The sequence below is a fragment of the Flavobacterium sp. 123 genome (assembly GCF_003634825.1).
Lineage (GTDB): Bacteria > Bacteroidota > Bacteroidia > Flavobacteriales > Flavobacteriaceae > Flavobacterium.
This window is the reverse complement of record NZ_RBXD01000001.1, coordinates 2,698,638-2,723,627: the sequence shown is the minus strand read 5'-3', so window position 1 is coordinate 2,723,627 and position 24,990 is coordinate 2,698,638. Positions and strand designations below refer to the sequence as shown.

General features: G+C 30.2%; 21 protein-coding genes. 16 read left to right on the top strand and 5 right to left on the bottom strand.

Translation table 11 applies throughout. From position 1 onward, the window contains the following. Entirely contained in the window at positions 1 to 1,281 is a 1,281-nt protein-coding gene (locus C8C88_RS12000) for a glucose-1-phosphate adenylyltransferase (protein ID WP_121338349.1), read from the bottom strand. Next, positions 1,278 to 2,699, bottom strand: coding sequence for a glycogen synthase (locus C8C88_RS11995; RefSeq protein ID WP_121338348.1), 1,422 nt, complete (start codon positions 2,697 to 2,699; stop codon positions 1,278 to 1,280). Before C8C88_RS11995 ends, C8C88_RS12000 begins: the two co-directional genes overlap by 4 nt. Before the next feature lie 192 nt (positions 2,700 to 2,891). On the opposite strand from C8C88_RS11995, the gene C8C88_RS11990 reads away from it, so the two are divergent. The 3 genes from C8C88_RS11990 to nth are packed head-to-tail and all read left to right on the top strand — an operon-like array spanning position 2,892 to position 4,814. After that, on the top strand, positions 2,892 to 3,758 hold the full coding sequence (locus C8C88_RS11990; RefSeq protein WP_121338347.1) for an alpha/beta fold hydrolase: 867 nt from the start codon (positions 2,892 to 2,894) through the stop codon (positions 3,756 to 3,758). A 23-nt stretch (positions 3,759 to 3,781) separates the two neighbouring features. Next, complete coding sequence (gene msrB / locus C8C88_RS11985) at positions 3,782 to 4,171, top strand: peptide-methionine (R)-S-oxide reductase MsrB (RefSeq protein WP_121338346.1); 390 nt, start codon at positions 3,782 to 3,784, stop codon at positions 4,169 to 4,171. Between the two features lie 4 nt (positions 4,172 to 4,175). Then, a complete protein-coding gene (gene nth / locus C8C88_RS11980; RefSeq protein ID WP_121338662.1) occupies positions 4,176 to 4,814 on the top strand; it encodes an endonuclease III in 639 nt (212 codons plus the stop codon). Positions 4,815 to 4,824: 10 nt separating this feature from the next. Here nth and menD read toward each other — a convergent pair whose 3' ends face one another. Beyond that, a complete protein-coding gene (menD, locus tag C8C88_RS11975; RefSeq protein WP_121338345.1) occupies positions 4,825 to 6,486 on the bottom strand; it encodes a 2-succinyl-5-enolpyruvyl-6-hydroxy-3-cyclohexene-1-carboxylic-acid synthase in 1,662 nt (553 codons plus the stop codon). A 96-nt stretch (positions 6,487 to 6,582) separates the two neighbouring features. On the opposite strand from menD, the gene C8C88_RS11970 reads away from it, so the two are divergent. After that, positions 6,583 to 7,080, top strand: a complete 498-nt coding sequence (locus C8C88_RS11970; RefSeq protein ID WP_121338344.1) for a GNAT family N-acetyltransferase — start codon at positions 6,583 to 6,585, stop codon at positions 7,078 to 7,080. 80 nt (positions 7,081 to 7,160) lie between these two features. Further along, positions 7,161 to 8,111, top strand: a complete 951-nt coding sequence (locus C8C88_RS11965; protein WP_121338343.1) for a tRNA-dihydrouridine synthase — start codon at positions 7,161 to 7,163, stop codon at positions 8,109 to 8,111. A gap of 69 nt (positions 8,112 to 8,180) precedes the next feature. Here C8C88_RS11965 and C8C88_RS11960 read toward each other — a convergent pair whose 3' ends face one another. Continuing rightward, positions 8,181 to 8,768 carry a glutathione peroxidase gene (locus C8C88_RS11960; RefSeq protein ID WP_121338342.1) on the bottom strand — a complete coding sequence of 196 codons (588 nt, stop codon included), beginning with the start codon at positions 8,766 to 8,768 and terminating at the stop codon, positions 8,181 to 8,183. A 515-nt stretch (positions 8,769 to 9,283) separates the two neighbouring features. Between C8C88_RS11960 and C8C88_RS11955 the strand changes: the two genes are divergently transcribed. Then, on the top strand, positions 9,284 to 10,456 hold the full coding sequence (locus C8C88_RS11955) for an AraC family transcriptional regulator (RefSeq protein ID WP_121338341.1): 1,173 nt from the start codon (positions 9,284 to 9,286) through the stop codon (positions 10,454 to 10,456). 52 nt (positions 10,457 to 10,508) lie between these two features. Here C8C88_RS11955 and ccsA read toward each other — a convergent pair whose 3' ends face one another. After that, positions 10,509 to 13,694, bottom strand: a complete 3,186-nt coding sequence (ccsA, locus tag C8C88_RS11950) for a cytochrome c biogenesis protein CcsA (RefSeq protein WP_121338340.1) — start codon at positions 13,692 to 13,694, stop codon at positions 10,509 to 10,511. Between the two features lie 198 nt (positions 13,695 to 13,892). On the opposite strand from ccsA, the gene C8C88_RS11945 reads away from it, so the two are divergent. The 10 genes from C8C88_RS11945 to C8C88_RS11900 all read left to right on the top strand — a co-directional run bounded on the left by C8C88_RS11945 (position 13,893) and on the right by C8C88_RS11900 (position 24,971). Continuing rightward, positions 13,893 to 14,654, top strand: coding sequence for a Rossmann-like and DUF2520 domain-containing protein (locus tag C8C88_RS11945; RefSeq protein WP_121338339.1), 762 nt, complete (start codon positions 13,893 to 13,895; stop codon positions 14,652 to 14,654). Then, positions 14,638 to 15,165, top strand: coding sequence for an HAD family hydrolase (locus C8C88_RS11940; RefSeq protein ID WP_121338338.1), 528 nt, complete (start codon positions 14,638 to 14,640; stop codon positions 15,163 to 15,165). The genes C8C88_RS11945 and C8C88_RS11940 overlap by 17 nt, the downstream gene beginning before the upstream one ends. A 65-nt stretch (positions 15,166 to 15,230) precedes the next feature. Then, complete coding sequence (locus C8C88_RS11935; protein WP_233549345.1) at positions 15,231 to 16,109, top strand: geranylgeranylglycerol-phosphate geranylgeranyltransferase; 879 nt, start codon at positions 15,231 to 15,233, stop codon at positions 16,107 to 16,109. Positions 16,110 to 16,171: 62 nt separating this feature from the next. Beyond that, positions 16,172 to 16,756: a Maf-like protein gene (locus C8C88_RS11930; protein WP_121338336.1), complete on the top strand. Its 585-nt coding sequence runs from the start codon at positions 16,172 to 16,174 to the stop codon at positions 16,754 to 16,756. Between the two features lie 14 nt (positions 16,757 to 16,770). Then, positions 16,771 to 17,301 (top strand): mechanosensitive ion channel domain-containing protein, encoded by a 531-nt coding sequence (locus C8C88_RS11925; RefSeq protein WP_121338335.1) that lies wholly within the window; start codon positions 16,771 to 16,773, stop codon positions 17,299 to 17,301. A gap of 91 nt (positions 17,302 to 17,392) precedes the next feature. Next, positions 17,393 to 19,216: a hypothetical protein gene (locus C8C88_RS11920; RefSeq protein WP_121338334.1), complete on the top strand. Its 1,824-nt coding sequence runs from the start codon at positions 17,393 to 17,395 to the stop codon at positions 19,214 to 19,216. A 175-nt stretch (positions 19,217 to 19,391) separates the two neighbouring features. Beyond that, positions 19,392 to 19,706, top strand: a complete 315-nt coding sequence (locus tag C8C88_RS11915; RefSeq protein ID WP_121338333.1) for a hypothetical protein — start codon at positions 19,392 to 19,394, stop codon at positions 19,704 to 19,706. Positions 19,707 to 19,888: 182 nt separating this feature from the next. Further along, positions 19,889 to 20,401 carry a hypothetical protein gene (locus C8C88_RS11910; RefSeq protein ID WP_121338332.1) on the top strand — a complete coding sequence of 171 codons (513 nt, stop codon included), beginning with the start codon at positions 19,889 to 19,891 and terminating at the stop codon, positions 20,399 to 20,401. 193 nt (positions 20,402 to 20,594) lie between these two features. Then, positions 20,595 to 23,126 (top strand): PIG-L family deacetylase, encoded by a 2,532-nt coding sequence (locus tag C8C88_RS11905; protein WP_121338331.1) that lies wholly within the window; start codon positions 20,595 to 20,597, stop codon positions 23,124 to 23,126. A gap of 114 nt (positions 23,127 to 23,240) precedes the next feature. Further along, a complete protein-coding gene (locus C8C88_RS11900; RefSeq protein ID WP_121338330.1) occupies positions 23,241 to 24,971 on the top strand; it encodes a sodium:solute symporter in 1,731 nt (576 codons plus the stop codon). The last annotated feature ends 19 nt before the right edge of the window (positions 24,972 to 24,990 follow it).

The following is a 24,990-nucleotide window of genomic DNA, read 5'->3' as shown; positions in this document are numbered from 1 at the left end:
CTATTTTATAGTATAGTTATTAGGAATAATTGCTCCTTTTTTAATAACTACAATACCATCTTTTATAGCATATAATTCATGATTAAGGTTTTCTAGATGCTTTCCTCCTTCAATATGGACATCATTGCCTATTCTGCAATTCTTATCAACTAAAGCATTACTTATAAAACATCTTTCTCCAATTCCTACTAGTTGTTTGTCATTATAAACATCTTCTTTCATATCATCTATACTTTGATAGAAATCATTACCCATTACGTAACAATTACGAATAACTGTTCCTTCTCCAATTCTAGAACGAATACCAATTACGGACTTATTAATTTCCTTTGCATTTATGATACAACCTTCAGAAATTAGTGAGCTCTCAATCAATGATTTTTGAAATTTTGATGGAGGTAATAAACGGGGTCTTGTGAAAATTTTATTGTCGTTGTCAAATAAATTAAATTCTGGAATATCATTTGTCAAACCAATATTAGCTTCGAAAAAAGAATCAATATTTCCGATATCTGTCCAATATCCTTCATATTGATAGCTTAATATTTTTCTGTGACCAACAGCTTGCGGAATGATTTCTTTACCAAAATCTTTAGTGTCTGGGTTTTTCATTAATTCAACCAATAGTTTTTTATTGAAAATATAAATACCCATTGATGCCAAATAATGTTTCCCTTGACTTTTCATTTCTTCACTAACATCTGATTCCCATTGTGGAAGAAGCTCTGCAGCTGGTTTTTCAATAAAAGCTTCAATACAACTTTCTGAATTGGTTTTTAATATTCCAAATTCTGGTGCATCTTTTGCATTTACTGGCAATGTAGCAATCGAAATATCAGCTTCTGCATTAATATGTGCTTCTAACATTTCGTTAAAATCCATTTGATACAGTTGATCTCCAGAAAGAATTAAAGCATAATCAAATTCATGATTTAAGAAATGAGGCATACATTGTCTTACAGCATCCGAAGTTCCTTGAAACCAAGTAGGATTATCAGGCGTTTGTTCAGCAGCTAAAATATCAACGAAGGCATGACTAAAAATACTAAAGTTGTACGTGTTTTTTATATGGGCATTCAAAGAAGCCGAATTGAATTGTGTCAATACAAACATTCGATAAATATCCGAATTCATACAATTTGAGATAGGAATATCCACCAATCTATATTTTCCTCCTATTGGTACAGCTGGTTTAGACCTTGTTTCTGTAAGTGGATACAATCTAGATCCCTGTCCTCCTCCTAAAATAATTGCAATTACGTTTTTCTTTTTAGCTTTCATTTCTTTTTAATAATTAATTGGTACACTTCTATATATTCTTTGCAAACACTTGACCAGGAATGATCCATATCCATTCCCATTTTTCGTAATGCGTTTAACTTTCTCTTATCTTCATACAATAGTATTGCTCTTGTTATTGAGGAACAAATATCTTCTACAGTTGCTTGATCATTACATATTCCATTCCCATTATCTCCTATATCAATAACAGTATCTTTCAATCCGCCTGTTCTTCTTACAATAGGAATCGTTCCATATCTAAAAGCATACATCTGATTTAATCCACAAGGTTCAACTCGTGATGGCATCAATAAAAAATCAGAACCTGCATAAATTAAATGTGATAACTCTTCATTATAACCAATGAAATTATTGTAATTCCCTTTATAATCTATTAATAAATCATCTAATTCATTCTCTATTTTTTTATTTCCAGAACCTAGAATCAGTACATTAATTGACTTGTTATTTTCAGTCATTGCCATGGCTAAAGCTTCTGGTAATAAATCTGCTCCTTTTTCATATAACAATCGTCCAATAAAACTAAACAGTGGTTTTGTTGGATCTAATTCAAAAAGAGCACAGAGTCTTTCTTTACTGGCATTTTTTCCTTGTTCTATATCTTTTACAGAATAGTTAGCTGGAATAAATTGATCTGTATTTGGATTCCAAACTTTTATATCTATTCCATTCAATATTCCTTTTGACTTGTTTCTAACTGATTTAAATAATGATTCCAATCCGTTTGACGAAGTATTAATTTCATTCAAATAATTAGGTGAAACCGTTGTTACAAACCAAGCACATTTAATTCCAGCGGCTAACGAATTAATAGCACCTCCCCATTCTAAAATTGTAAAGTGCGCTAAATCAAATTCAGGCAGATAATACAATTTATCAAAACCAAAGACACCTTGATATAAACCACTATGAATGGTCATAACCGTAGGCGTATTTTTCAGCCTTTCATATTTATTAACATATAACATCATGAAAGGAATTAATCCTGTATGATGATCATGACAATTGATAATATCAGGAGTATCTCTTCGTCCTATTATCCAATCTAATGTGGCTATCTGAAAAGATAAAAAACGTTCAATATCATCTTCATAACCATAAACTTCTTTTCTGTCAAATAATTCTAAAATTTCAATTACATAAAGCTCAAATCCTAGTATATCCTTTTTTTCTTTCAGAACACTAAACGGAAAATTAAATTGTCCTAACTTAACATGACCCCAATGAACACATTCAAATTCATTTTCTTTAATAAATTTTGTGTCATAACATGGAATTACAACTCTCACATTATGCCCTTCGTTGCTTTGATATTTAGGCAAAGCTCCAACAACATCTGCTAAACCTCCAACTTTAGCTACAGGGTAACATTCTGCGCTGATATGAAATATTTCCATTTATGAAATTGTATCTTTTTTCAATTATTTTGAAAATTTTAGAAACACATTGTTTACTCAAACGATAGTAGTTAAAAACTTTTTAGGTAAACAAGTATTAATTCGTTAAAATTTATAATTTATGCTACTTTTATCTTTTCTAAATTTAGTAAAAAAAAATTAACATATCAGCACTTGTAAAAATTTATTTATATGACAAAAAAATCCAAAAATCCTTCCATATCGTTAAAGATACCTAGGGTTATATTAATAATTAGTAAATTTTTCGCTTTTATTTCAACAAAATTAGTTACTCTATTTACTGCGAAATTATTTACAAAACCGATAAAACATAAAGTTCCTAAAAGAGAATTAGAAATGGACAATAAAAGCATCCAAAATTTAATTCCAATTCCTGCAATAAATAAATCCGTCATGGTATATCAATATGGGAAAAGTGATAAGAAGATTTTATTAGTACATGGTTGGTCTGGAAGAGGTACTCAATTATTTAAAATAGCCGATGCGTTTGTCCAAGAAGGATATTCAACCGTGAGCTTTGATGCTCCTGCTCATGGTAAATCTCCAGGTTCAGATTCCATAATGGTTGATTTTATAGCTGCCATTTTTGAAATAGACAAAAAATATGGTCCCTTTGAAGCGGCTGTAGGACATTCATTAGGAGGAATGTCTGTCATGAATGCAATTAAACGCGGTTTGAAAGTCAATAAAGCTGTAATTATAGGAAGTGGAGATATTGTTCAAGATATTATGGATGATTTTATTTTAAAATTAGAATTAGAGCCAATAATTAGCACAAAATTGCGTTTATATTTTGAAGAAAAGTATGGTGAAAAAATGGATAATTATTCTGTTCATAAAGCTGCTGCAGAAATCACAACTCCAGTTTTAGTAATTCATGACAAAAACGACATTGAAGTTCCTGTTACAGCAGGAATCAATATTCATAAGAATTTAAAAAACGGTGAATTATTGCTCACCGAAGGTCTTGGTCACAGAAAAATATTAGGAGATTATGAAGTTGTAAAAAAAACAGTTCGGTTTTCTATCAATAAATAGTTAGGTTAAAAAAAAGAAACAAAATGAAATATCCAATCGAGAAAACAGAGCAAGAATGGAAAGAGCAATTAGGTTTAGAACGCTATAGAATTCTTCGTGAAAAAGGCACTGAATATCCTAATTCTGGATCCTATAATTTACATTTTGAAAAAGGAACCTATTGCTGTGCTGGATGCTCTGAACCTTTATTTGAAAGTGATTCAAAATTTAACGCACACTGCGGTTGGCCTTCGTTTGACGAATCAATTCCTGGAAAAATAGAATATATTGTTGACAATACTCTTGGAATGAAACGCATAGAAATTGTCTGCACTAATTGTGGCGGCCATTTGGGACATGTATTTAATGATGGTCCTACAAAAACGGGACAACGGTATTGTGTAAACTCTTTATCAATTGATTTTAAAGAATAATGCAATGGATTTATTTGGAAATACAAATAATTGGCCCAAAGATTTAGAACCAATTCTGACGAAATATAAAAATCGGAAGCATCCTTTAGACTATCATAATTTATATCAACTATTAGTTATGGTAGTACTTTCAGCACAAGATTCTGATGCCAATATTAATACAATAGCCCCTGAATTATTTAAAGTATTTCCTAATATGGAAAGCCTAGCTGTTTCAAATACCGAAGCATTATTTCCTTATATCGCTAAAGTTAGAAATTTCAACACCAAAGCGAGCTGGCTTATAGAAATTGCTCAAACTATCAAAAAAGACGAATCTATTCCACTTACAATGGAAGGTTTAACAGCACTTAAAGGCATTGGTCGAAAATCAGCAAATGTTATTCTTAAGGAAGCAAGAATTCCTGCAGAAGGTATCATCGCTGATTTACATGTTATTAGGGTTGCACCTAGAATCGGATTAATTACTGAAACAAAGGATGGTAATAAAGTCGAAAAACAATTAATGACCGTTTTACCAAAAGCAATTTGGGGAGAAATCGGCATGGCTATTTCCTTTCTTGGAAGAGAAATTTGCAGACCAAAACCAAATTGTGACATTTGTCCCATCAACACTATTTGCGAGTACTACAAGAGCATTTAATTTTTCACAATTAAATCAACTCCTTAAAATATTGTAATAAAATCTTATTATTTTCTAATGTAGGTGTAAAAACCTCTAGTATACTTGGCTGGTTATCTTGATCAAACAAATCTGCAAGTGCGATATCTAAACTCTCTTCTGAACTTGCAATACTATAATTAAAGCCGTACATTTTAGCTAAATGTTCCGCAGTAAGACAATGCGAAGTTTCAAAATAAGTATTGAAAACCGGAGTTTCATCATGTCCAGGCAAAATTCTAAAAATTCCCCCTCCTCCATTATTTATCAAAATTATTTTGAAGTTTTTAGGTATGTAACTATTCCAAAGCGAATTACTATCATACAAAAAACCAATATCTCCAGTTATAAAAACAGTCTGTTTATTATTTGCGACAGCAGCCCCAATTGCTGTTGAAGTACTTCCGTCAATACCGCTGGTTCCTCTGTTACAATAAACTTCTATCGAAGGATCAATGTCTATTAATTGTGCATAACGAATGGCCGAACTATTACTAATTTGCAATTGACTATTTTTTGGTAAACGAGGAATTACCTTTTCAAAAAATTTAAAATCTGAAAATGAAATTTTAGATAAGTAGAGATCGTGTTTTTCTTTTCGAAAAGTTTTTACTGTATTTAATCTTTGGAAATAATCGCTTTCTATTTGGTTAGTTAATGGCAAAAATGCTTCAAAAAAGAAATTAGGTTCCATTACAAAATGTTGGGATAAAACCCCGAAAGTATCATAAGCTCTCAGTGTATCGATATGCCAATGGTGTTTGGGTTTGTATTTTCTTAAAAAAGCTTTGATTCGTTTAGAAACAACCATTCCTCCAAAAGTGACCAAAACATCAGGTTGAAACGTTTCAAAATCTTCTGAAGTAAAAGGTGTAATTATGGTGTCGATATTGTTTATAAACGAAGGGTGATGCAAGTTAGATGTTGTTTCGGTCAAAACTACAACAGATTCATCTTTGGCAAAAGCCTCAATTATTTTATCATCAATTAAATTTGGCTCATTCACTCCTACAAGAATCATTTTTCGTGCGGAATTATTCCAAATAGTAACAAATTCCGTTAAATCTTCAATTGAATTAGTTGAATTATTATTTGTAACAGCAACTATATTAGGCACAACAGAAGGCTCAGAAACCATCTCATACAACGGTTCTTCAAAAGGCGCATTAATATGCACTGGTCCTTTTTTAGTGATTGCACAATTAATAGCTTCGTTAATTTTTATATCGTTTTCTAAAGATACATCTTCGTGCAAATTAGCATTATACAGCGAATGATTAGCATAAACGTTTTCTTGACGAATGGTTTGTCCGTCACCAATATCAATCTTGCTTTGTGGTCGATCTGCAGAAATTACAATCAACGGAATTTGGCTATAAAATGCCTCAGAAAATGCCGGATAATAATTCAGTAAAGCAGATCCTGATGTACAAATTAAAGCTACAGCTTGTTTAGTTTGTTGCGCTATTCCAAGTGCAAAAAATGCTGCAGAACGTTCGTCAGCAATACTATAACATTTAAACGAAGGATTGCTAGCAAAACCAATTGTCAAAGGAGCATTCCTTGAACCAGGTGATATTATTATTGTTGTGATTCCTTTGGCTAAACATATTTGAATGATGCTTTGGGCTAAAGGTATTTTGGGGTAGATCATTTGTTTATTTTTCTGATTACAAAGTTACAAACTTGCTATTTCTTTTTCTGTAATTTCGAGTGTTTTTTCTTATTTTTGAGAACAAATAATTTTTCCATGGAAATCAAATTAAGATCCTATAAAACCGAAGATACGCAAGATATTTTAGCTGTGATAAATTACAATATTTTAAATTCTACAGCATTATACGACTATAATATAAGAAGTTACGACCAGCAAAAAGAGATTTTAGAGGATAAAATAAAGAAAGGTTTCCCCGTGATTGTTGCTGAATATGACGGTAAAGTTGTTGGTTTTGGAATGTATAGTGAATTTAGATTCAGAGAAGCATATAAATATACCGTTGAACATTCCGTTTATGTGGACAAAGAATACCACGGAAAAGGCATTGGTAAACTTTTACTACTAGAATTAATACAAATAGCAAAAAAACAAAATCTTCACACAATGATTGCCGTTATTGATTCAGAAAACCAAAGTAGCGTTGAATTTCATGAAAAATACGGATTCAAAACTGTTGGAATCATAAAAGAATCTGGATTTAAATTTGATCGTTGGTTGCATTCGGTTTTTATGCAGTTAATTTTAGAATAAATAAGTATTTTAAAAATACAAATGCAACAAGAAAACATAGCTGTGTAAAGAATAGTATATTTGCACAACTTATATAAATAATGGACTACACTTTACTTTCATCACCCTTACAAGGATTTACTGATTTTCGTTTTAGAAATGCTCAGAATAAATATTTTGGAGGAATTGACACCTACTATTCTCCGTATATTCGACTAAACGGAAAACTGATTATTAAATCCTCTTATGAGAGAGATTTACTTCCTGAAAACAATGTTGGTTTAGAAGTTATTCCTCAGGTTATTACTAATGATGCCGATGAATTTTTATTTGTAGCTAAATATGTTCAACAACTAGGGTATAAAGAATTGAACTGGAATTTAGGTTGTCCCTATCCTATGGTCACTAAATCTGGAATGGGTTCAGGTTTGATTAAAAACACGGAACAAATCAATCATATTCTGGACAGAGCCCATTCTGAAACGGATATTATCGTATCAATGAAAATGCGATTGGGATACGATACTACCGAAGAAATTCTGGATGTATTACCCATTTTAGATAACTATCCTATTAAGAATATTGCCATTCACGCCCGTATTGGAAAACAACTTTACAAGGGAGGTGTTCATTTAGACGCTTTTCAACATTGTATTGACAACACCAAGCATAAATTATATTATAACGGAGATATTACTTCAGTGGCCAAATTTCAGGAAATGCAAAAACGTTTTCCTACTATAGATCACTGGATGATAGGCCGAGGATTAATTGCAGATCCTTTTTTGCCAAGCATGATAAAAAACAATACCTCTGAATATCCTGAAAACAAAATAGCCTTATTCAGTGCTTTTCATGATACATTATATCAAGGATATAGCGAATCATTATCGGGATCAGCGCATATATTATTAAAGATGCATCATTTGTGGGAATACTTTTCAATCCTTTTTTCAAATCCTCACAAAGTGTTGAAAAAAATAAACAAAACAAAAAGCATTAGAAATTACGAAGCTGCAGTTGCAGAAATTTTAGCTGCTGAAAAAAATTAATCTCTACAATAAAAAAAAGAGATTCCGGCTTGACTGAGAATCTCTTTTTTTATTAAATACTTTTTAAATCTATCCTTTAATCCAATTTACCACTTCAGGATCTGTTGGTAATGTTTTTGGTGAAATCACTTTCTCCAATTCTCCTTTTTCATTCAAAAGATATTTTTGAAAATTCCATTCTACTTCAGAATCTTTTAAACCATTCTTAGATTTTTGTGTCAAAAATTGGTATACCGCACACATATCATCCCCTTTTACAGAAACTTTTTCCATCATAGGAAATGTAACTCCGTAATTCAATTGGCAAAAAGTAGCAATTTCAGCATTAGTGCCTGGTTCTTGTGAAGCGAAATTATTTGCGGGAAAACCTACAATCACAAATCCTTTGTCTTTATATTCTTTGTACAAAGCTTCTAAATCTTTGTATTGTGGTGTTAATCCACACTTTGAAGCTGTATTGACAATCATAATTTTTTTCCCTTTCAAGGTTGAAAAATCAAAAGTGTTTCCTGACAAATCTTCTACTTTAAACTGGTAAATGTTTTCTTTAACCATAGGAGTTTCACGGGTATTAATTTCAGTTTTTTTTGGTTGCGCATTATTTTTACAACTAAAAAACATAATAGCACAACTTGCTACGAATATTATTTTTCTCATAAACTTTATTTTTTATAAAATTAAGACAATTAATTGTTTGTAAACAATTTATTTTGGTTAAACAGTAGTTAAATATTTGAAACAATAATAAAGGTATTTATAGTCATTAAAAAAGCATATAATTTACTGTTTTGTAAAAAAAATTAAATTTATTGAGATTTTTTATGATTTGAACACGCACCATTTATCTTGAAAAAATGAATAAAATGTCCTAAAAACAAATTCACTTAGTGTTTATATTTTCATTTTTCAGCAAACACATGAAACATTATAACATCCTAATTATATTGACAATACTGAACTTTAAAAATATTTTTGTCCAGTTTTTTTTATTGATGTCCAGAATTAAATTAAAAATATCAGGACAATATTTCTAATTTTTAGTAACAATACAAAACAATTGATTTAAAAAAATTAGGTTTGGAACTTAAATGAAATAAGTAGGGAAAATTATTTTACAATTTCATTTAAATAGTTCAAAAAAGGTTTTCAAATCCCCCTAATTTTAAATAAGAATGATAACAAATTTACTCTTCATCATTACTGGACTTATAGGTCTGCTAACAGCATTCCTGATTTTCAATAATCATAAATCAAACAGGATGATGAATTCCTACATGATTATATTAATCGTTATTGTTTCTATTCGATTTTTATTAGGCGGTTTAATCTATTTTAATTCCGATAGAATTGTTAATCAAAATTATTTGAAATATATAAACCTCACAGGAATTGTAATTCCGCTTGTGTATTTATATTTTAAAAATTTAGCAACAAATAAAAATCAGTTTAAAATTAAAGAACTAGCACATTTTATTTTACCTATATCTATATATTTTGCAATAATAATACTTGATAAAATTTCACAAAAATCAATACGATTAGATTTTATTATATTCCCTATTTTTTGCCTCTTTACTACAACCTATTTTATTTTAAGTTATAGTGTACTAAAAAATGAAATTTGGAATAGAAAAGGCTCCTTAAATGTAGTTCAGAAGCAAAACGAATTAATAAATAACTGGACTGCTTATTTATTTATAGCGCTACTAATATTAGCAGTTAGATTACTGGTGGCATTATTCATTGAAATTTATCATAACAGTAATATAAATGGTTTTAGCTATCTATGGATATCTGCAATTGTATGGTTAGTTGTTCTGGTAAAAATATTGATTACACCAGAAATATTATATGGTTACGACGCGTTAAACTTTAAAATAAAAGAAATTAACGATTCTAGTTTAATACTAAAAGGTGTTTGGAAATTAACAAATACTACCAAATTAGATAATAACCAACATGTAATCCTCAAAGAAAAAATAGATCGTAAAATTTTACTGTACATTGAAAAAATTGAAAAACTAGCTTTAAGCTATGAGATTTTTAGAGATCCTGAATTATCACTTGCTGATTTTTCAAATCAACTAGGCATTCCGAAAAGTCATATTTCCTATTTATTTAAATACCACACTACAATTTCATTTTCAGAATTCAAAAAAACAATCCGTGTTCATGATGCAATCAAACATATTGAAGCTGATTTCTTAAAAACCAACACTTTGGATTCTTTATCAAAAAAAGTTGGATTTACTTCATACAATCCTTTTTTTACTAGTTTTAAAGAAGTTTCTGGTGTTTCACCAATTGAGTATTACAAAATGATTCAATTAGAATATGTAGCATAAAAAAAAGGTTCAACTTAGTTAGTTGAACCTTTTTTATTGAATTTTATAAAATTTATTTCTTATAATATTTTCTGTATTTAGGATATGTTATTGCTCCTAATAAAGTAATTCCACCTAAGGAATACCAAATCCAACTTAGTGAATGTGCTTCGCCACTTGCATAAGAATGCAATCCTACCAGGTGAAAGTTTACACCATAATAAGTAAACAAAATCGAAATAAAAGCAAACATACTCATTAAGTTAAAAATCCATTTTCCTCTTAAAGAAGGAACAAATCGAGCATGAATTACAAAAGCGTAAACCATAATACTGATTAAAGCCCATGTTTCTTTTGGGTCCCAACCCCAATAACGTCCCCAACTTTCATTAGCCCATTGTCCACCAAGAAAGTTTCCGATGGTCAACATGATTAAACCAATAGTCAAAGCCAACTCGTTTATATACGTTATTTCCTGAATATTTAAATCCATTTTATCTTTGTTTTTGGCATTGGTAAACAAAATCAATAACAAAGACACAAATCCTAAAATCATTCCTAAAGCAAAAGGTCCATAACTCGCCACAATTACTGCAACGTGAATCATCAACCAATACGAATTAAGAACAGGTTGTAAATTAGCAATTTCAGGGTCAATCCAGTTCATATAAGCAGCCATCAAAATCATTGCGGTAACAAAGGCTGATGAAGCTACTGTAAGTTTTGATTTAATATCGAAAGCCAAGCCAAAAAACATGGTTGCCCAAGCTACATATATTATAGATTCATACGCATTACTCCATGGTGCGTGTCCAGAAATATACCAACGGGCAATTAAACCTAAAGTATGTAGTACAAATAATAAGCCGATAATGATATGCATTCCATTAACCAGAATGTTCAATATTTTTCTTTCTTTAAATATTTTAAGAATAGTAAATAACAACATTAATATTGCTGCAGTTAAATACCAATAAGGTAAATTCTTAAAAACATCATATTTGTTATACGCAATTTCTAATGATATTTTATCTTCACTTGGAAGCACTTTGGTACCAAATTTCTTCTGATAACCATTAATACTTTCTAATAATTCATCCGCTGATTTATAATTTTTTGAAACTACAGCATTCCCTAAAGTTCCAAAATATAATGGAAGAATACTTTTTGTATAGGTGGAATCCATTCCTTTCATACCAGATTCATTCAGTTCCAAATAAGAAATCCATTTGTTGTTCTCATGATTTGGGATTGGAAAAATCTTTAATATTCTTCCGCTCAAAGCTGATTCCATTAAATTTACTTTCTTATCCGTTTCAATAAAATCTTTTTCAAACTGATTTGGATTTGCATTTTTGAAAGCATCCTCTAAATATGACGATAATTTATAGTTTCCTTTTGCATCAAAAAAGGCAATAAAAGGAGCATATTTTGCCTCTTTATCTATTCCAATAATCTTACGAATACTGTCATTTCCACTTTTAATATAAATCAATGGAATTTCAATCCATGCACTAGCATATTGCGTCATAGAAAGAAATACTTGATCTGAATTCATTCCTTTATAAGTATCAGAATGGCTTACTTTTCGCAATAATTCTGAAGAGAAAGTATTGATAGGTTTCATCCTTCCTCCAGCATCCTGAATGATTAAACGTCCGAATTTAGCAGCGTGTTCCTCTGAAACTTTAAACTTATTCAACAACGAATCGAGCTGTTGTGGGTTTAATTTCTTTTCCGCATGATGTGCATGACTTTCTTGAGTTGATCCTGATTCAGTATGAACATGATTATGGTCTTGCGCAAAACTATTAAAGCTAAAAAGTAAAATTAAAATAGTCAATAATTTTGCTTTTTTATCTTTTACAACTTCTAGTTTTCTTTTTAAATCTGCAAAACGAGAATGTTTAGTAAACATAATGGCTAACATGGCAAAAAACAACATAAAATAACCACTATACGTAATTGCAGTTCCCCAGAAATCATGATTAACAGATAAAACAGTTCCTTTTTCGTCTGGATCAAAAGAAGATTGAAAAAAGCGATATCCTTTATAATCTAAAACATGATTCATATATATTCTGGCATCAAATGGCTTAACAGAATCTTGAACGGTAACTTGGCTTTCAAACGAAGAATAACTTTTATCCGTTCCGGGATATTTTTGCGCAATAAAATCATTCAATTTTATCTTAAAAGGCAATACATAAGCTTTACTTCCGTAAAAAAAGCTGTAATCTATTTTTCCTATTCGAACCGTTTGTGCCTCTCCCACTTTACCTTTTGAACCTAAAATAGTTACTTCTTTTTCTTGCCCTTCAGCAGAAACTTTCAAAACTAATGCGTCTTCATGACTTTTAGATTTAAAATCATTTTGCGATTCATATCCCATAACTCCTTTTACGGCTGGATCAGGAAATACATAACGTTTTTCTCCAATGGTATATAACGAACGCATCATTAAAGGCTGCACGATATCCTTGTTTACTTTACCTTGTAATTTATCAGCCATACGCATAAAATTTCCTTCGAATGGCGTTTGAATCGTATAACTTTCACCAGTAGTATTGATGTTGATTGCTCCTTCTGTTGGTTTATTTAATGCAAATAAAACATTGTGAATATTTTGTACTTCGCCAGCTTTCAAAAAATGTTCTTCACGACCACCTTCACCCGCTTCTACTAACTTAAGATATAATATTCCTTTATCACTGGGTTTAATAGCTTGTTTTGCTCCCATGATGTAATTTTCATACTTTACTTCAAATGGAGTTTGGTCAAACTTTTCAGAAATAGAAAAATTATTGTTGGTTACAGGTGAAAGCAACAATGCTTTCTCAAAAACTCTACGTTTCATTTCTCCTTTATATTCACCATCTACAAAAACGGTTAAAAAAGTTTTATCTGAAAACACTTGATTTTCAGCAGCACCTTCACGAATAGGCATTACACCTTCATAACTTATATATCGAGTAATGAAAGCGCCCAAAATAATAAAAATGAAAGCCAAATGAAGCAATAATGTTGCCCATTTTTCTTTTTTTAATAATTGATAGCGTTTGATGTTACCTATGAAATTAATCATAAAGAAACCCATTATGGCTTCAAACCACCAAGAATTGTAAACTAAAATTCGTGCTGTATCAGTATTGTATTTGCTTTCTATGAAAGTTCCTGCGCCCATTGCAAATGCAAAAGTTAAAAAAAGCAGGGCCATCAATCGGGTAGAGAATAAAATAGAATATAATTTTTTATCCATTTGTAAGGGATTACGTTTTTTTAAAAGTGCAACAAAAGTACTTAAAAATGTTGACTTGTATATCCGCACATTTGTTAATTTAATCCAAAATTAAGAGTTCAAAAAACGGTTCTTAAATTTTGCTTTTTATTGAATTAACTGTAAAATGAATCTTTTAATTATCGATTAGGACTTCATTTTTTTTGTTAATTTTGCCAAATGACTAAAATAATTATTATTGGTTCTGGAAACGTAGCACAACAATTAATTCGTGCTTTTGCAAAAAATACTGCAACCGAATTAATTCAGGTGTATTCAAGACAAAAAAACATACCGTCTTCACTACTTGATCCTACTAAAGTTATTAATGATTATAGTCTATTACTTAAAGCTGATTTATATATTATTGCCGTTTCAGACGATGCTATTCCAACCGTTTCGGCGCAATTGCCTTTCAAAAACCGATTAGTAGTTCACACTTCTGGAAGTGTCGCATTAGGTGCTTTGGATGATAAAAATAGAAAAGGGGTATTTTATCCTCTTCAGACTTTTTCAAAAGATAAATTAGTAGATTTTAAAACCATTCCTATTTGTTTAGAAAGTGAAAATGCAACTGATTTTCAATTATTAGAAAAAGCAGCAAAAAGTATATCTGCTAAAGTTTTTGCAATTAATTCTGAACAAAGAAAAGCGCTTCATGTAGCAGCAGTATTTGTAAACAACTTTGTAAATCATTTGTATGAAATTGGAAATACTATTTGTTACGAAAACAAAATTCCTTTTGAAATTTTAAAACCTTTGATCTTAGAAACTGCACAAAAAATAATGACTCTTTCTCCACAAGAAGCACAAACTGGACCTGCAAAACGCAATGACAGTAAAACTATTGAAGCACATGAATTATTTTTATCAGATGAAAACCAATCTACTATTTATAAAATACTAACACAATCAATACAAAATAATGGCAAAAAGTTATAAGGAAATAATGAATGAAATTACTACGTTTATATTTGACGTAGATGGTGTGCTTACTGACAGTTCTGTTTTTGTTACCAATGAAGGAGAAATTCTTAGAACCATGAATATTCGTGATGGATATGCTATGAAAGCGGCTGTTGAAAGCGGCTATAATGTATGTATTATTTCTGGAGGCAGTAACGAAGGTGTTCGTGTTAGATTAAGAAATCTTGGAATTACTGATATTCATTTAGGCACTCCTAATAAAGTTGAAACTTTTGATGAATACATTGATGTTTATGGTATAAAATCAGAGCAGGTATTATATATGGGAGATGATATTCCTGATTACCATGTGATGAAATTAGTAGGATTACCAACATGTCCACAAGATGCAAGTCCAGAAATCAAAGCTATATCAACTTATATTTCTCATAAAAACGGAGGAAAAGGTGCTGCTCGTGATGTGATTGAGCAAGTAATGAAAGTACAAGGAAAATGGATGGCTCATTTTGACGGAAAACACGATTAAATAAATCAACTTCTAAATCCTATAAATTGAATTTTTTAAAACTCATACGATACCAAAATCTATTGATGCTTGCGTTTATGCAATTGGTGTTTTTTTATGGGTTTTTAGCATTACAAAATATTTCTTTAGGTTTAAAGGATTGGCAGTTTATATTATTAGTATTATCAACTGTTTTAATTGCTGCAGCGGGTTATGTAATCAATAATATTTTTGATCAGGAAACAGATAACTTTAACAAGCCAAAAAATGTTATTGTAGGCAAAAGCATTTCTGAAACAAATGCCTATTATAGCTATGTTGCGCTCAATGTTGCGGGTGTTGCAATTGGGTTTTATTTATCAAATGTAATTGGTAAACCGGGCTTCGCTTCGCTATTTATTTTGATTGCAGCAACATTGTATTTTTATGCAAGTAGTTTAAAACAGATGCTGCTTATTGGCAATATAATTGTTGCATTATTGCTTTCATTTAGTGTTCTAATCATTGGCGTTTTCAATCTTTATCCTATTGTAAATATTGAAAATCAATCGGTATTGGCAAACCTGTTTTCTATACTTATTGATTATTCTGTTTTTGCTTTTATGATTAATTTCATTAGAGAAATAGTTAAAGATATTGAAGATATAAGTGGCGATTACAATCAAGGAATGAATACATTACCAATATTTATCGGAAAACAAAAAACTACAAAAATAGTTTTTGTATTAAGTTTTATCCCATTGTTTTCAATCTTATATTATATTAAAACCTATCTTTTTCCTTTAGTTTATGTTTGCCTTTATATGTTAGTTTTTGTTGTTGCTCCATTGCTCTTTTTTATGGTTAAAATCTGGACAGCTGAATCTCAAAAACAATTTCATAATTTAAGTACTCTATTAAAATGGATTCTGTTTTTTGGAATACTTTCTATCCTTATTATAAGTTGGAACAGAAAATTACTTTAGTCAAAATAACATACAAATTAGAAATTAGTAAGTTTCTTTAAATCAATCTAAATACCACAAAAATGCTTAAAAAAAAATTAGAAAAATATACCTTAATTTTGGCTTCTGGTTCTCCTAGACGTCAACAATTTTTTAAAGATTTAGATTTAGATTTTGAAATTAGATTAAAGGAAATTGAAGAAATTTTCCCTCCTGAATTAAAAGCGGAACAAATTACAAACTACTTAGCTGAATTAAAAGCAAACGCTTTTGAAGGAGAATTAAAACCTAATGAAATCCTTATTACCAGCGATACTATTGTTTGGCACAATAATAAAGCCTTAGGAAAGCCGAAAGATGAACAAGATGCTTTTACGATTTTAAAATCATTATCAAATACAACTCACGAAGTAATTACATCTGTTTGCTTTAAAACCATTGAAAAATCAACTGTTATTTACGAAATTACCAAAGTAACATTTAATGAATTAAGTGATGAGGCGATTGAATATTACATAAAAAATTACAAACCTTTTGATAAAGCTGGTGCTTATGGAATCCAAGAGTGGATTGGTTTTATTGGGGTTTCGAAAATTGAAGGATCCTATGCGAATGTTATGGGAATGCCAACGGATAAAGTTTATGAATATTTGAGTAAATTAGCGTAATAAACGAAGACAACATGAGATTTTTTAACGATTTTACACGGGAAATAATTGGAACAGGAGTTTTATTAATAATTATTCTTGTATTACGAATTGTGACTACTAAATTAGTAAGACGTTATGCTAAATTAAGTCAAACCATAGAGCGTCGTACCAACTTAGTAATTAAATACATTCATTTGTTTATCAATATTTTAGCAATTGTTGGTTTAATAATTATTTGGGGAGTTCAAACCAAAGATATTTTTATTGCTATTTCATCTATAGCAACTATTGTAGGCGTTGCAATGATTGCGCAATGGTCGGTTTTGAGTAACATTACTTCGGGTATTATTTTGTTTTTTTATTTTCCATTCAAAATTGGAGATACCATCCGAATTCACGATAAAGATTTTCCTATTGAAGGCGAAATTGAAGACATTGGTGCATTTCTAGTCTATTTGAACACCAAAGATGGAGAGAAAATTATTTACCCTAATAATTTACTTTTACAAAAAGGCATTTCAATTTTAGGAAATGAGTATGAGAACAAAGAATTTACAGATTAAATACTAATTTAGAGATACAATTTGTATCTTTAATCTGAAAAAGAGCCCCAATCAAAGTCAACATTTTTTATCAAAATTAATTGTTTATAAAATGTTTCAAAAGCAAAAATTGTTTCTACTATTTCTGCTTCTCAGCTTTTGTACGTTTTCTTTTTCACAAACCAATCTGCCGAAAAAGAAATCTTCAGAAGTATATCGGGATATCCAAACCTATTCTAAAAAACGAAAATTTACAAAATTACTTCATAAATTAATTTTCGAACCCATTAATCCAAAAAAGAAAAAGAAAAAAATTGTTCCAAATCAATACAAAAACTTTGAGGGTAAAATTATTCGAAACATAAATATTATAACCCTTGATCCATTTGGGTTTTCAGAAATTGACTCTACTAGAAAACCTAAAAATTGGGCAGAACAAACTGGAAATCGGTTGCACCTTAAAACCAAGAAATTAGCAATTGAGAATCTAATTCTAATTAGAAAAAATAAACCGTTAGATTCCTTGTTATTAAAAGAATCCGAACGATTAATTAGAACCCAAAAATACGTTAACAAAGTATCTATTAATGTGTTGCAAACTGATAAAAATGTAGATTCCGTAGATGTTTATATCCGAGTTTTAGATTCCTGGAGTATTATTCCAAAGGCTTCAGTGTCCAATTCAAAAACTACTTTAGAGTTTAATGAAAAGAACTTTATGGGCATTGGACATGAATTTAGCAATAAATACACAAACAGATCGAGTGATGGCAAAAAGGGATATGATTTTATTTATGGTATTCCAAATATTAAAAACACATACATCAAAACAACATTTAAATACAATATTGATTTAAATAGTAATTATGAAAAAAGCATAACTATAGACCGCCCTTTTTATACTCCTTATGCAAAATGGGCTGGTGGTATTTATTTTGATCAACAATACAGAAAGGACACTTTACAAGATCAAAATCAAGTGTATGCACAACAAAATTTTAAGTATAATTCTCAAGATTATTGGATTGCTCATGCCTTTACTCTTTATAAAGAAAATACCGAAAACGACCAAACAACTAATCTAATTCTATCTGGACGATTTTTGAATATAAACTATTTAGATAGTCCGAGTTTAGAATATGATGCTATTAATTTTTTTTCAAATGAAAAATTTATTTTTTCTGGAATTGGCGTAACTTCTAGAAAATACATTCAAGAAAAATATATCTTTAGAAATGGTATTATAGAAGATGTTCCCATTGGGAAAATTTTTGGAATAACTGGTGGTTACCAATATAAAAATAAAATAGGCCGTTATTATTTAGGAACTCAAATGTCCTTTGGTAATTTTTATGATTGGGGGTTTTTAAGTACTAATTTTGAATTAGGTACTTTTTTTGAAAAATCAAATGGTACTAATCAAAGTGTATTTTCTTTTCAAGCAAATTATTTTACTGATTTATTAGAATTTGGAAAATGGAAATTAAGACAATTTGTAAAACCTCAATTAATATTAGGTAGAAACAGGTTAAATTCTATTGGAGACAAACTCAACATAAATGAAAATAATGGAATTCAAGGTTTTAATAGTGCTGAATACGGAACTGAAAAAATGGTTCTTACATTGCAAACTCAATTATATTCTCCTTGGAATTTATGGGGATTCCGCGTAAATCCTTATTTCAATTATTCAGTTGCTACACTAGGAACGCCTGAAAAAGGGCTGTTTAAAAATCAATTCTATTCAAAAATTGGAATTGGATTTCTTATCAATAACGACTATTTAGTGTTTAGTTCGTTCCAAATATCATTATCCTACTACCCTTCCATCCCAGATATTGGAAATAATATTTTCCAAACAAATTCGTTCGAAACTAGAGATTTTGGATTTCAAGATTTTGAACTTGCAAAACCTAGAACTGTGATTTTTAAGTAACTTATTAGGAAATAGAATACAATAAATAAAACTATTTACGTTATAACATCATAAATAGTAATATATTGAAAATATGTTGATTACAAAATTTTTTAAATCCAAATCTTAGTAGGATTGACATAACTAATCGATATATTTACAGGAACAATTATGTTTAACCATAAATTACATTACTATGAAAAAAATTAGCTTCTATTTAATGATGATAGTATTGTCATTATGTATTGTCCCAACCCAAACGAGGGCAGCCGAAAAACCAATTACAACAGCAACTGAAAATCCAAAAGAAATTCCTGCAGAAGTAAAAGTACTTCTAAATCGTTTAGAGGAAATTAAAGCAATGGATAAATCAGAGTTAAATTCTTCTGAAAAGAAAGAACTTCGAAAAGAAGTTCGCAAAATCAATGCAGAATTAAGATCTACTGGAAATGGAATTTACATTTCAGTTGGTGCTATCATAATTATACTTCTTTTAATAATTATTTTATAAGTTACAATAATCAAAATAATTAACTAAAAAAGAGAAGCTTAAACATTGCTTCTCTTTTTTAGTTATAACAATCCGTTTGCTAAATATTAAGTATTGGCACAATTGTTGGTTTTACTCTCAAAGTATTAAAATGTTTATTGATGATTAATTCAATAAATGATTATTAATTAAAAAGAAAAAAAATGAAAACATTAAAATTAATTGTAGTAGGAATAATTCTTTTAGTCACAAGTTCGACACAAGCTCAAGTTTCTGTGAATGTTCAAATTGGTTCTCCTCCAGCTTGGGGTCCTTCTGGATATTCATCAGTTGATTTCTATTATCTACCAGATATTCAAGTTTATTATGATATCAGATTGGCGCAATTTATCTATTTTGATAGAGGAAGATGGATTCGTTCAAGGTATTTACCTAGACCGTATAGAAACTATGATTTGTACAATGGATATAAAGTAGTTTTGAATGATTATCACGGTACAAGACCTTATACATATTTCAATAATCATAAAATGAAATATTACAAAGGATACAAAGGAAGTCCGCAAAGAGCCATTGGTAAGCGTCAAAACAATGATAATTACAATAATAGATACAATGATAATCGAAATGATGATAGAGGAAATGATAGAGGAGATAATCACGGTAATGGCAACAACGGAAAAGGAAATAATGGTAGAGGAAATGGAAAACATTAATTTTTAATCCAACTATTCAAAATGAGAGTACAACTATTTGTACTCTCATTTTTTGTTTTATTCAAAAAAACAAACAAACAGTTTTAGAAAATAAATTTTTACTAAAAACATTAACATAAAGTTTAGAAATAGCGTCTGAAATCGTACGATATAATTAGTATTTTTGAACTTACGACCATGCAAATAAATCCCTATGCGAAAAATTGTTATACTATTATTATTAATCTTACTGCTTCCATTTCAAATAGGACTTGCCCAACAACCAACAAAATTAAATTCCGCCGAAATTTACAATCAAATTCAGAAACTTAATTTTCTGGGAAGCGTTCTTTATATTGCAGCACACCCTGATGATGAAAATACCCAATTAATTTCATATTTGTCAAATGAAACCAAAGCTAGAACGGGCTATTTATCATTAACACGTGGGGATGGCGGTCAAAATCTTATTGGATCACAATTACGAGAATTGTTAGGAGTCATTCGAACTCAAGAACTTATTGAAGCTCGAAAAATTGATGGTGGAGAACAATTTTTTTCCCGTGCCAATGACTTTGGTTTTTCCAAGAATCCAACGGAAACACTTGAAATATGGGAAAAAGACAAGGTTCTTTCTGATGTAGTTTGGGCAATACGAAAATTCCAACCTGACATTATTATTAATCGTTTTGACCATAGATCAGCAGGAACTACCCATGGTCATCATACCGCTTCAGCTATGCTAAGTGTTGAAAGTTTTGATTTAGCCAATAATCCAAATTTATTTCAGGAACAACTCAAATACGTAGAACCTTGGCAGGTCAAAAGACAGTTTTTTAATACCTCGTGGTGGTTTTATGGAAGTAAAGAAAAATTCAATAAAGCTGATAAAACAAATTTAATTGCCATCCAGACAGGAGCTTATTATCCTTCTATAGGGAAATCAAATCAAGAAATTGCAGCATTAAGTCGTAGTCGCCATCAATCACAAGGCTTTGGTAGCACTGGAAGTCGTGGTGAAGAAATAGAGTATTTAGAGTTTATCAAAGGAGATCCTCTAACTGATAAATCTTCATTATTTGAAGGAATTGATACGAGTTGGAATCGTGTAAAAGGAGGAAAACCAATAGGCTTACTATTAACAAAGATTGCAACAGAATTTGATTTTAAAAATCCTTCGGCCAGTATTCCTGATTTAGTAAAAGCCTATACTTTAATGCAATCATTGGACGAAAAACATTGGACCTCTTTAAAATCTGAGGAAATAAAAAAAATAATTGCTGCTTGTTCTGGATTGTATCTTGAAGCTGTAGCGCAAAATCAGGAAGCAACTCCTGGAAGTACGATTAAACTAAAAATCGAAGCTATTAATAGATCTTCCATTCCAATGGAATTAATTCAAATAACTGCTTTTCCGGAACAAAAGACTATTCCTCAAAACAAACCTCTAAACAATAATAGGGTTGAAAATATAAGTATTGAAACTCAGGTTCCGCAAACAATTGATTATACTCAACCCTATTGGCTTGATGAAAAAGGAACGATTGGGATGTATTCCGTTAATGACCAAAAAAAGATTGGAATTCCTGATATTATTCGCCAAGAAAAAGTTGTTTTTTTAATTCTAATTAACGGAATTGAAATCCCTTTCGAAAGAACTATCGTTTATAAATACAATGATGATGTCAAAGGTGAAGTCTATAATTATTTAGATATTGTTCCTGAAGTAACTACTTCTTTTTTAGATAAAGTTTTAATATTTAAAGATTTAAAAACCAAAACTATAGGTGTTAAAATTAAATCTGGAAAAGATAATGCAAAAGGAGATTTACAATTAGAATTGCCTAAAAATTGGCTTGTATCTCCTAAATCAATTCCATTTAATTTAGAAAAAAAAGGAATCGAACAAATTGTATATTTTGAAGTAACACCTCCAACTAAGTCCGATGAAGCTGTTGCAAAAAGTGTTGCTATTATTGACAACAAGCGATTTGACAAAGAGCAAATAATTATTGATTTCAATCACATTACGAAACAACAAGTATTAAAATCAGCAGAAGCAAAATGTATCAAATTAGACTTAAATGTAAATGAAGAAAAAATAGGATATATTATGGGAGCTGGTGATGAAGTCCCTAAAAGTTTAATCCAAATGGGATATCGAGTTACTATCTTAAAACCTGAGGAAATAACACCCGAAAAAATAGCCGTTTTTGATGTAATTATTACTGGAGTTCGCGCTTATAACACAATTCCAACTTTAGCTAATAAGCAAACTATTCTTTTTGATTTTGTAAAAGAAGGAAAAACAATGTTAGTCCAATACAATACACCTGATGATATAGTTACACCAAATATAGCGCCATATCCTTTAAAAATTTCTCGTGATCGTGTAACCGAAGAAAATGCAGAAGTTCGTTTTTTGAATCCAAATCATCCTGTTTTGAATACACCGAATAAAATTACCGAAAAAGATTTTGAAGGTTGGAAACAAGAACAAGGATTAAATTATCCTAACGAATTTGACGCTAGCTTTACTCCTATTTTATCTTCAAATGATAAAGGAGAAAAACCTAAAAACGGAGCACTATTAGTAGCTCCTTATGGCAAAGGATATTATATTTATACTGGATTAAGCCTTTTTAGAGAGCTCCCTGAAGGAGTTTCTGGTGCTTATCGATTATTGGCTAATATAATTTCTTTAAAATCGCCTGTAACTTTACCAACTCAAAATATAAAGCATTAACCAATGGAAACTAAAAAAATAAAAACCTGGAAAAAAAGCTACACCTGGGTTCTTGTAGCCAATGTAATTTATATTTTAATTTTTTACGTAATCATGCAATTATACTCTTAACATATGCAACTATTTGATTGGATTGTACTTATAGGCACACTATTATTTATTGTTATTTATGGAGCTTGGAAAACCAAAGGAAGTAAAAACGTAGAAGACTTTATTTTGGGCAGCAATGAAACCCCATGGTATACTGTTGGGTTATCAGTAATGGCTACACAAGCGAGCGCAATTACTTTTTTATCAACTCCAGGTCAAGCCTACCATGACGGTATGGGTTTTGTTCAATTTTATTTTGGACTACCTATTGCAATGGTAATTATATGTGTAACTTTTATTCCTATTTATCATAAGTACAAAGTTTTTACCGCTTATGAATATCTTGAAAAAAGGTTTGATCTAAAAACACGTTCCTTAGCCGCGTTGCTTTTCTTGTTTCAAAGAGGGTTAGGAACTGGACTTACAATTTATGCCCCAGCAATTATATTGTCTGCAATACTAGGTTGGAATTTAACCTATATGAACATCGTCATCGGTTTATTAGTAATAATCTATACTTTTTCGGGTGGCACAAAAGCGGTGAATGTTACACAAAAGCAACAAATGTTTGTTATCATGTCTGGTATGTTTATCACTTTTTTCCTAATTCTGCATTACTTACCTAACGACATGACTTTTAATAGTGCTTTACATATCGCTGGAGCTAACGACAAAATGGATATTGTCAATTTTTCTTTCGATCCCGAAGAAAAATATACTTTTTGGAGTGGAATTACTGGTGGATTTTTTCTTGCTTTGGCTTATTTTGGGACAGATCAATCTCAAGTAGGTCGATACTTATCTGGTAAATCTGTCAAGGAAAGCCAAATGGGATTAATTATGAACGGTTTGTTAAAAGTACCAATGCAATTTTTTATATTATTGACTGGTGTTATGGTATTTGTCTTTTTTCAATTCAATCCTGTTCCTTTGAATTTTAATCCAAATAATAAAATAATTATTGAAAAGTCAGCTTTCAAAAATGAATACCATACTTTGGAGAAAAAATTAGAAGCCTTATCAGAAGATAAAAAAGTAATCAACCTATTGTATATTGACCAACTCAATCAGGATTATGACAATCCAATTCTACGAAAAGAACTAATAACCCTTTCAAACAAAGAAAAGGATTTAAGAGATCGTGCCAAAGAAATAATTTTAAAAGCCGATAAAAACAGTGAAACTAATGATAAAGATTATGTCTTTTTTCATTTCATACTCAATTACCTACCCAAAGGGCTCATCGGTTTATTACTTGCTGTAATCATTTCAGCTGCTATGTCATCAACCGCATCAGGACTTAATGCATTAGCTTCAACAACAGCAATTGATATTTATAAACGAAATGTAAAAACCGAAAAATCAGAAAAGCATTATCTAAATGCTACAAAATTTTTCACCTTAATATGGGGAATTATAGCTATCTTATTTGCTTGTATTGGAACCTTATTTGAAAATCTTATCCAATTAGTCAATATCATTGGTTCCATTTTTTATGGAACTGTTTTGGGTATTTTCTTAGTTGGTTTTTATATAAAAGAAGTGCAATCAAAAGCTATTTTCTACAGCGCAGTTTTTAGTCAAATAACCATTTTTATAATCTACTATTTTGCCATACATATTTATCCAAGTGGCGAAGAAAAATTAGGCTATTTATGGCTTAACTTCATTGGAGCTACATTAACAATCATACTATCATTATTGCTACAATGGACCATTTTTAAAAACGAGAAATACGAACCAATAATTGATTAAATAAAAAAATCCCGTTCCA